This window comes from Flavilitoribacter nigricans DSM 23189 = NBRC 102662 (assembly GCF_002646595.1).
In the GTDB taxonomy this organism is placed as follows: domain Bacteria; phylum Bacteroidota; class Bacteroidia; order Chitinophagales; family Saprospiraceae; genus Flavilitoribacter; species Flavilitoribacter nigricans.
The window spans coordinates 1-11,441 of record NZ_PDUD01000088.1 but is presented as its reverse complement, the minus strand read 5'-3'; the positions used below and the strand labels follow the sequence as shown (position 1 = coordinate 11,441).

1 protein-coding gene is annotated in these 11,441 nt (G+C 52.7%); it reads right to left on the bottom strand.

What is annotated here, in order from left to right; all coding sequences use genetic code 11:
- On the bottom strand, positions 1–11,441 hold an 11,441-nt coding region (locus tag CRP01_RS41175; protein WP_143473769.1), incomplete at both ends, for an SdrD B-like domain-containing protein.

The following is an 11,441-nucleotide window of genomic DNA, read 5'->3' as shown; positions in this document are numbered from 1 at the left end:
TCGGCTACGTTGAAGTAGTCGCCGCTGGCCAGGACAGTAGCGGTGATATTCAGCGTTACTGTCTCGCCGATACCGATCGTACCGATGGTCCACAGACCGCCTACGTAATCGCCGTCACTACTCACAAAGCTGTAGCCGCTCGGCAGATTATCCGTTACCGTAACTCCGGTAGCTACGCTCGGACCGTCGTTGGTTACGCTGATCGTGAAGATCACGTCGTCACCTACATTCGGGGTAGCGTCGCTTACGGTTTTAACCAGGCTCAGGTCAATGACCGGGTTCGGATCAGTACCCGCATTATCTTCATCATCTTCGCTCTGATCACCGTCGTCATTATTCGGAGTGGAATCCGTATCATCTTCATTGGCAGTCGTTACTTCGGCTACGTTGAAGTAGTCGCCGCTGGCCAGAACAGTTGCTGTAATGTTCAGCGTCACCGTCTCACCAATATCGATCGTACCGATTGTCCACAGACCGCCTACGTAATCGCCATCACTGCTTACAAAGCTGTAGCCGCTCGGTAGGTTATCCGTTACCGTGACGCCGGTAGCAACGCTTGGACCATCGTTGGTGACACTGATCGTGAAGATCACGTCGTCGCCTACGTTCGGCGTAGCATCGCTTACTGTTTTGACCAGTGAAAGGTCAATGACCGGGTTCGGGTTAGTCTCGGCATTATCTTCATCGTCCTCACTCTGATCACCGTCATCGTTGTTCGGAGTGGAGTCGACATCATCTTCGTTAGCCGTGGTTACTTCGGCTACGTTGAAGTAGTCGCCGCTGGCCAGGACAGTTGCTGTGATATTCAGCGTTACCGTCTCACCAATACCGATCGTGCCAATGGCCCACAGACCGCCTACGTAATCGCCGTCACTGCTCACAAAGCTGTAGCCGCTCGGCAGATTATCCGTTACTGTGACACCGGTTGCAACACTCGGGCCGTCATTAGTTACGCTGATCGTGAAGATCACGTCGTCGCCTACATTCGGGGTAGCGTCGCTTACGGTTTTAACCAGTGACAGGTCAATGACCGGGTTCGGGTTGGTCTCTGCGTTATCTTCATCATCTTCACTCTGATCGCCATCGTCGTTATTCGGTGTAGAGTCGACATCGTCTTCATTGGCCGTAGTTACTTCGGCTACGTTAAAGTAGTCGCCGCTCGCCAGAACAGTCGCGGTGATGTTCAGCGTCACTGTCTCGCCAATACCGATCGTACCGATCGTCCACAGACCACCTACGTAATCGCCGTCGCTGCTGACAAAGCTGTAACCGCTCGGCAGGTTATCCGTTACCGTGACACCGGTAGCAACACTTGGACCGTCGTTGGTTACGCTGATCGTGAAGATCACGTCGTCGCCTACATTCGGAGTGGCATCGCTTACGGTTTTAACCAGTGACAGGTCAATGACCGGGTTCGGGTTGGTTTCTGCATTGTCCTCATCGTCTTCACTCTGATCGCCGTCGTCGTTATTCGGTGTAGAGTCGACATCGTCTTCGTTGGCAGTCGTTACTTCGGCTACGTTGAAGTAGTCGCCGCTGGCCAGAACAGTAGCGGTGATGTTCAGCGTCACCGTCTCACCGATACCGATCGTACCGATCGTCCACAGACCGCCTACGTAATCGCCGTCACTGCTCACAAAGCTGTAGCCGCTCGGCAGATTATCCGTTACTGTGACACCGGTTGCAACACTCGGACCGTCGTTGGTCACGCTGATCGTGAAGATCACGTCGTCACCTACATTCGGAGTAGCGTCATTTACTACTTTGGTCAAGCTCAGATCGATAACCGGGTTCGGGTTGGTATCCGCATTATCTTCATCGTCTTCACTCTGATCACCGTCGTCGTTATTCGGAGTGGAATCCGTATCATCTTCGTTGGCTGTAGTTACTTCGGCAACGTTGAAGTAATCGCCGCTCGCCAGGACAGTGGCCGTAATATTCAGCGTTACTGTCTCACCAACACCGATCGTACCGATCGTCCACAGACTACCTACGTAATCGCCGTCACTGCTCACAAAGCTGTAACCGCTCGGCAGGTTGTCAGTTACCGTGACACCAGTTGCAACACTCGGACCGTCGTTGGTTACGCTGATCGTGAAGATCACGTCGTCGCCCACGTTCGGAGTAGCGTTATCCACAACTTTGGTCAGACTCAGATCGATAACCGGATTCGGATTGGTCTCGGCGTTATCTTCATCATCTTCGCTCTGATCTCCATCGTCGTTATTCGGTGTAGAGTCGACATCGTCTTCATTGGCCGTAGTTACTTCGGCTACGTTGAAGTAGTCGCCGCTGGCCAGGACAGTTGCTGTGATATTCAGCGTTACTGTCTCACCGATACCGATCGTGCCGATCGTCCACAGACCACCAACGTAATCGCCGTCACTGCTCACAAAGCTGTAACCGCTCGGCAGGTTATCCGTTACCGTTACACCCGTAGCTACGCTTGGACCGTCGTTGGTTACACTGATCGTGAAGATCACGTCGTCGCCTACGTTCGGCGTAGCATTATCCACAACTTTGGTCAGGCTCAGGTCAATGATCGGGTTCGGATCAGTATCCGCATTATCTTCATCATCTTCGCTCTGATCGCCGTCATCATTATTCGGTGTAGAGTCAACATCGTCCTCATTGGCCGTAGTTACTTCGGCTACGTTGAAGTAATCGCCGCTCGCCAGAACAGTTGCTGTAATGTTCAGGGTCACTGTCTCGCCAATGCCGATCGTACCGATCGTCCACAGACCACCTACGTAATCGCCGTCGCTGCTCACAAAGCTGTAACCGCTTGGCAGATTATCCGTTACCGTTACTCCAGTAGCTACACTTGGACCGTCATTAGTTACGCTGATCGTGAAGATCACGTCGTCGCCTACATTCGGGGTAGCGTCGCTTACGGTTTTAACCAGGCTCAGGTCAATGACCGGGTTCGGGTTGGTTTCCGCATTATCCTCATCATCTTCGCTCTGATCGCCATCGTCGTTGTTAGGAGTGGAGTCGATGTCATCTTCGTTAGCCGTTGTTACTTCGGCTACGTTGAAGTAATCGCCACTCGCCAGGACAGTCGCTGTGATGTTCAGCGTCACTGTCTCGCCCACGCCGATCGTACCGATCGTCCACAGGCCACCTACGTAATCGCCGTCACTGCTCACAAAGCTATAGCCGCTCGGCAGATTATCCGTTACCGTTACTCCCGTTGCAACACTTGGACCGTCGTTGGTGACGCTGATCGTGAAGATCACATCGTCGCCTACATTCGGTGTGGCATCGCTTACGGTTTTAACCAGGCTCAGATCAATGACCGGGTTCGGATCAGTATCCGCATTATCTTCGTCATCTTCACTCTGATCACCGTCGTCGTTATTCGGTGTAGAGTCAACATCGTCTTCGTTGGCGCTGGTTACTTCAGCTACGTTGAAGTAGTCGCCGCTGGCCAGAACGGTAGCGGTGATATTCAGCGTTACCGTCTCGCCGATACCGATGGTACCGATCGTCCACAGACCACCTACGTAATCGCCATCACTGCTTACAAAGCTATAGCCGCTCGGCAGATTGTCTGTCACCGTTACGCCGGTAGCTACGCTCGGACCGTCGTTGGTTACGCTGATCGTGAAGATCACGTCGTCGCCTACGTTCGGCGTAGCGTCGCTTACGGTTTTAACCAGGCTCAGGTCAATAACCGGATTCGGGTTGGTCTCGGCATTATCTTCATCATCTTCGCTCTGATCACCGTCGTCGTTGTTCGGAGTAGAATCCGAATCATCTTCGTTGGCCGTCGTTACTTCGGCTACGTTGAAGTAGTCGCCGCTGGCCAGAACAGTCGCTGTGATATTCAGCGTTACCGTCTCTCCGATACCGATGGTACCAATAGTCCACAGACCACCTACGTAATCGCCGTCACTGCTCACAAAGCTGTAGCCGCTCGGCAGATTATCCGTTACCGTTACTCCCGTAGCTACGCTTGGACCATCGTTGGTGACACTGATCGTGAAGGTTACATTATCTCCTACATTCGGTGTGGCGTCGCTTACGGTTTTAACCAGGCTCAGGTCAATGACCGGGTTCGGATCAGTATCTGCATTATCTTCATCGTCTTCGCTCTGATCACCATCGTCGTTGTTCGGAGTAGAATCCGTATCATCTTCGTTGGCCGTAGTTACTTCGGCTACGTTGAAGTAGTCACCGCTTGCCAGGACGGTCGCTGTGATATTCAGCGTTACTGTCTCACCGATGCCGATCGTGCCAATTGTCCACAGACCACCTACGTAATCACCGTCACTGCTCACAAAGCTGTAGCCGCTCGGCAGGTTATCCGTTACCGTTACTCCGGTAGCAACACTAGGGCCGTCGTTGGTGACGCTGATCGTAAAGATCACATCGTCGCCTACGTTCGGGGTAGCATCGCTTACGGTTTTAACTAGAGAAAGGTCAATGACCGGATTCGGATTGGTCTCCGCGTTATCTTCATCATCTTCGCTCTGATCGCCGTCGTCGTTATTTGGAGTGGAGTCCACATCGTCTTCGTTGGCCGTAGTTACTTCGGCTACGTTGAAGTAGTCGCCGCTGGCCAGGACAATAGCTGTGATATTCAGCGTTACCGTTTCACCGATACCGATCGTACCAATCGTCCACAAGCCACCTACGTAATCGCCGTCACTGCTCACAAAGCTGTAACCGCTCGGCAGATTATCCGTTACCGTGACACCCGTTGCAATACTTGGGCCGTCGTTGGTGACGCTGATCGTGAAGATCACGTCGTCGCCTACATTCGGCGTAGCATCGCTTACGGTTTTAACTAGAGAAAGGTCAATAACCGGGTTCGGGTTGGTCTCCGCGTTATCTTCATCGTCTTCACTCTGATCGCCGTCGTCGTTATTTGGAGTGGAGTCGACATCATCTTCGTTAGCCGTGGTTACTTCGGCTACGTTGAAGTAGTCGCCGCTGGCCAGGACAGTAGCTGTGATATTCAGCGTTACCGTCTCGCCAATACCGATAGTACCGATTGTCCACAGGCCACCAACGTAATCGCCGTCGCTGCTCACAAAGCTGTAGCCGCTCGGCAGGTTGTCCGTTACCGTTACTCCCGTTGCAACACTTGGACCGTCGTTGGTTACGCTGATCGTGAAGATCACATCGTCGCCTACGTTCGGCGTAGCATCGCTTACGGTTTTAACCAGGCTCAGGTCAATGACCGGGTTCGGATCAGTATCCGCATTATCTTCATCATCTTCGCTCTGATCACCGTCGTCGTTATTCGGAGTGGAATCCGTATCATCTTCGTTGGCCGTAGTTACTTCGGCTACGTTGAAGTAATCGCCGCTCGCAAGGACAGTCGCTGTGATGTTCAGCGTCACTGTCTCACCAATACCGATCGTACCAATCGTCCACAGACCACCTACGTAATCGCCGTCGCTGCTGACAAAGCTGTAGCCGCTCGGCAGATTATCCGTTACCGTTACTCCCGTAGCAACACTTGGACCGTCGTTGGTTACGCTGATCGTGAAGATCACATCATCGCCTACGTTCGGAGTGGTGTTATCCACAACTTTGGTCAGGCTCAGATCGATTACCGGGTTTGGATTGGTATCCGCGTTATCTTCATCGTCCTCACTCTGATCTCCGTCATCGTTGTTCGGAGTGGAATCCGTATCATCTTCATTGGCAGTCGTTACTTCGGCTACGTTGAAGTAGTCGCCGCTGGCCAGAACGGTAGCGGTGATATTCAGCGTTACCGTCTCACCGATACCGATCGTACCGATCGTCCACAGACCACCTACGTAATCGCCATCACTGCTTACAAAGCTATAGCCGCTCGGCAGATTGTCTGTCACCGTTACGCCGGTAGCAACACTTGGGCCGTTGTTGGTGACACTGATCGTGAAGATCACGTCGTCGCCTACGTTCGGAGTAGCATCGCTTACGGTTTTGATCAGGCTCAGGTCGATAACCGGATTCGGATTAGTATCTGCATTATCTTCATCGTCTTCACTCTGATCGCCGTCATCGTTATTCGGAGTGGAGTCGGTGTCGTCTTCATTGGCCGTAGTTACTTCGGCTACGTTGAAGTAGTCGCCACTCTCCAGAACAGTAGCCGTGATGTTCAGCGTTACTGTCTCACCGATGCCGATCGTGCCAATCGTCCACAATCCACCTACGTAATCGCCGTCGCTGCTCACAAAGCTGTAGCCGCTCGGCAGGTTGTCCGTTACCGTTACTCCCGTTGCAACACTTGGACCGTCGTTGGTTACGCTGATTGTAAAGATCACATCGTCGCCTACGTTCGGCGTAGCATCGCTTACGGTTTTAACCAGGCTCAGGTCAATGACCGGGTTCGGATCAGTATCCGCATTATCTTCATCATCTTCGCTCTGATCACCGTCGTCGTTATTCGGAGTGGAATCCGTATCATCTTCATTGGCAGTCGTTACTTCGGCTACGTTGAAGTAGTCGCCGCTGGCTAGGACAGTCGCTGTGATGTTCAGCGTCACTGTCTCACCAATACCGATCGTACCAATCGTCCACAATCCACCTACGTAATCACCGTCACTGCTCACAAAGCTGTAACCGCTCGGCAGGTTATCCGTTACCGTTACTCCGGTAGCAACACTCGGGCCGTCGTTGGTTACGCTGATCGTGAAGATCACGTCGTCGCCTACATTCGGCGTAGCATCGCTTACGGTTTTAACTAGGCTCAGGTCAATGACCGGGTTCGGATTGGTTTCTGCATTATCCTCATCGTCTTCACTCTGATCTCCATCGTCGTTATTTGGTGTAGAGTCAACATCGTCTTCGTTAGCGCTGGTTACTTCGGCTACGTTGAAGTAGTCGCCGCTCGCAAGCACGGTCGCCGTGATGTTCAGGGTAACTGTCTCACCGATACCGATCGTACCGATCGTCCACAGACCACCTACGTAATCGCCGTCGCTGCTCACAAAGCTGTAACCGCTCGGCAGATTATCCGTTACCGTTACTCCGGTAGCAACACTCGGGCCGTCGTTGGTTACGCTGATCGTGAAGATCACGTCGTCGCCTACATTCGGCGTAGCGTTATCAACTACCTTGGTGAGGCTCAGATCGATAACGGCGTTTGGATTGGTTACCGCATTATCTTCATCGTCTTCGCTCTGATCACCGTCGTCGTTATTCGGAGTAGAATCCGTATCATCTTCGTTGGCTGTCGTTACCTCGGCTACGTTGAAGTAGTCGCCGCTCGCCAAGACAGTCGCCGTGATATTCAGCGTCACTGTCTCACCAATACCGATCGTACCGATGGTCCACAGACCGCCTACATAGTCGCCATCACTGCTCACAAAGCTGTAACCGCTCGGTAGGTTGTCCGTTACCGTGACACCGGTAGCTACACTCGGACCGTCGTTGGTTACGCTAATCGTAAAGATCACGTCGTCGCCTACATTCGGTGTAGCATCGCTTACGGTTTTAACCAGGCTCAGGTCAATGACCGGGTTCGGATTGGTTTCCGCATTATCTTCATCGTCTTCACTCTGATCACCATCATCGTTGTTCGGAGTGGAATCCGTATCATCTTCGTTGGCCGTCGTTACTTCGGCTACGTTGAAGTAGTCGCCGCTGGCCAGAACAGTAGCTGTGATATTCAGCGTTACCGTCTCGCCGATACCAATGGTACCGATCGTCCACAGACCACCAACGTAATCACCGTCGCTGCTCACAAAGCTGTAACCGCTCGGCAGATTATCCGTTACCGTTACTCCGGTAGCAACACTTGGACCGTCGTTGGTTACGCTGATCGTGAAGATCACATCGTCGCCTACGTTCGGCGTAGCGTTATCAACTACCTTGGTAAGGCTCAGATCGATAACGGCGTTCGGATTGGTTACCGCATTATCTTCATCGTCTTCACTTTGATCGCCATCGTCGTTATTTGGAGTAGAATCTACATCGTCTTCATTGGCCGTCGTTACTTCGGCTACATTGAAATAGTCGCCGCTCTCCAGAACGGTCGCTGTGATATTCAGCGTTACCGTTTCACCCACGCCGATCGTGCCAATTGTCCACAGACCACCTACGTAATCGCCGTCGCTGCTCACAAAGCTGTAACCGCTCGGCAGGTTGTCCGTTACCGTTACTCCGGTAGCAACACTTGGACCGTCGTTGGTTACACTGATCGTGAAGGTTACATTATCTCCTACATTTGGAATGGCATTGTCGACTGATTTGATCAGTTCAAGATCAATGAGTCGATCTACCGTGATGGTTCCGCTTGCTTCGTCCGTTTTGGTACAAAGCGTAGCGCCTTCGCTATCCACAGCAGTACCTTCCGCAAAAATATCCACGGTCAGGTTTTCCGCAACATCCATTACCGTAAGGGTAAACTCTGCGAATGCTCCCGGAGCAAGACTTGGAATTAATTCACTGAAGGTCGTATTACCACTTTGGTCCGTTACCTGAATATTTTCCAAGGTCACATCACCCGTGTTGGTGATCGTAACGGTAATTGATCCATCTTCTCCTTCTACTACATTCTGGCTCGTCGGATCCAATGAAACTAATAGATCCGGATGAGCTACCTCAACGATGGATACCGTTTGTTCGTCTTCGTTACCAATCGTGGCAATGAACGCGTCGTTTACGTACAGATCCGCCAGATCCATGGCGATATTGGTCGTAGTTTCCGTTAACACCTGTGTGTATTCGAAAACAAATTCTTCGCCAAAGTCCAGAACGCCATCGCTATCCAGATCGCTGGATGCCACGAACTCAGGGCTTGCCGGAGTCAGTGTTCCCGGTAGATTGGTATCATCAATCTGAATATTCCTCAATTCGAAACCAGGAGCTCCGCCCAATAACCTAACCGTCAAGGTATACGTTACCGGTTCATCCGCACAGATCATTTCAGCGGAAGCGTCCTTCTGTACATTGATGTAAACTCCGGTATAATTAGACGGATCTTCGTCGCTAACCGGACCACCGACCGGCGTTTCGCCATCGACCGGCTGGCCAGTGACCGTTGCAATGTTTTGGTAAGCTCCCAGTTGAGCAATACCGCTTGCAGTACAAGTTGTTGATTCGCCAACATTCAGTCGAGGAATAGTGCAAATGATGCCTTCCTGATCATCAACGACCTGAACATTGATCAAGTCTAACTCTCCGTTGTTGGTAACAACGTATTCCCAATTAACCGGCACAGCATTATCGGGTACCAGAATAATTGCACCCGGCGCAGCATCCGCATCTAAACCGTTCGTGGATTTTTCAATTACTACAGATCCCTGCAACTCAATAATACCGGCATCCAGATCCGGATAGTTATCACCGGATTCCAGAGTTACGGTCTCCGTCATACCTTTCATCGCCGGATCCGCATCGCTATCCTCTGCTTCGTTACCAACACCCAGATCGGTCAGGACAAAGCCGGCCGGCAGATCCGTGAATTGTACGGAATACGTACCCGGCTCCAGATTGGTGAAGCTATAGGAACCATCGGCAGCGGTGGTCGTATTATCGATCACGTTGCCGTTCTCGTCCTTCAAATTAACCGTCACGCCGCCAACGCCCGGCTCGCCTGGATCCTGTACGCCGTCGCCGTCCAGGTCTTCCCAGACAAAGTCGCCCAGAGAAGCGCCTTCGAGGATACCGGCGTCTAAGTCGGTATAGTTATCACCGGATTCCAGCGTTACCGTTTCGGTCATACCATTCATCGCCGGATCAGCATCACTGTCCAGGGCTTCGTCTCCACCGGCATTCAGATCGGTAAAGCTGAAGCCAGCCGGCAGATCTGTGAATTGTACCGAGTAGGTGCCCGGCTCCAGATTCGTGAAGCTATAGGAACCATCGGCCGCGGTGGTCGTATTGTCGATCACGTTGCCGTTCTCATCTTTCAGATTAACGGTCACGCCAGCAACACCCGGTTCACCCGGATCCTGTACGCCGTCGCCGTCCAGGTCTTCCCACACGAAGTCGCCTAAGGAAGCACCTTCCAGAATACCGGCGTCTAAGTCGGTATAATTATCGCCGGATTCCAGGGTAACGGTCTCCGTCATGCCGTTCATCGCCGGATCGGCATCGCTATCTAAAGCTTCGTCGCCACCCGCATTCAAATCGGTGAAGCTAAAGCCGGCCGGCAGATCCGTGAATTGCACGGAGTAGGTACCCGGCTCCAGATTGGTGAAGCTATAAGAACCATCGGCAGCGGTCGTCGTATTGTCGATCACGTTGCCGTTTTCGTCTTTCAGATTAACCGTGACACCGGCAACTCCCGGTTCGCCCGGATCCTGTACGCCATCACCGTCCAGGTCTTCCCAGACAAAGTCGCCCAGAGAAGCGCCTTGCAGGATACCCGCATCTAAGTCGGTATAGTTATCACCGGATTCTAGGGTGACCGTTTCGGTCATGCCATTCATTGCCGGATCGGCATCGCTGTCCAGGGCCTCGTCGCCACCGGCATTCAGATCGGTAAAGCTGAAGCCAGCCGGCAGGTCGGTGAATTGTACGGAGTAGGTACCCGGCTCCAGATTAGTGAAGCTATAAGAACCATCGGCAGCAGTCGTCGTATTATCGATCAGGTTGCCGTTCTCGTCTTTCAGATTAACGGTTACGCCACCAACACCCGGCTCGCCCGGATCCTGTACGCCGTCGCCGTCCAGGTCTTCCCAGACAAAGTCGCCCAAGCTTGCACCTTCGAGGATACCCGCGTCTAAGTCGGTATAATTATCACCGGATTCCAGGGTGACCGTTTCGGTCATGCCGTTCATGGCTGGGTCAGCATCGCTGTCCAGGGCTTCGTCTCCACCGGCGTTTAGATCGGTGAAGCTAAAGCCGGCCGGCAGATCCGTGAATTGTACGGAGTACGTACCCGGCTCCAGATTAGTAAAGCTATAGGAACCATCGGCAGCAGTGGTCGTATTATCGATCACGTTGCCGTTCTCGTCTTTCAAATTAACCGTCACGCCACCAACTCCCGGTTCGCCCGGATCTTGTACGCCGTCGCCGTCCAGGTCTTCCCAGACAAAATCGCCCAGAGAAGCGCCCTGTAGAATACCCGCATCCAGATCCGGATAGTTATCACCGGATTCCAGCGTAACCGTTTCCGTCATACCATTCATTGCCGGGTCAGCATCGCTGTCCAGTGCCTCGTCTCCACCCGCATTCAGATCGGTGAAGCTGAAGCCGGCCGGCAGATCCGTGAATTGCACGGAGTAAGTGCCCGGCTCCAAATTAGTGAAGCTATAAGAACCATCGGCAGCAGTCGTCGTATTATCGATTACGTTGCCGTTTTCATCTTTCAGATTAACGGTCACGCCGCCAACGCCCGGTTCGCCCGGATCTTGTACGCCGTCGCCGTCCAGGTCTTCCCAGACAAAGTCGCCCAGAGAAGCGCCCTCCAGAATACCCGCATCCAGATCCGGATAGTTATCACCGGATTCAAGGGTAACCGTTTCGGTCATACCATTCATTGCCGGATCGGC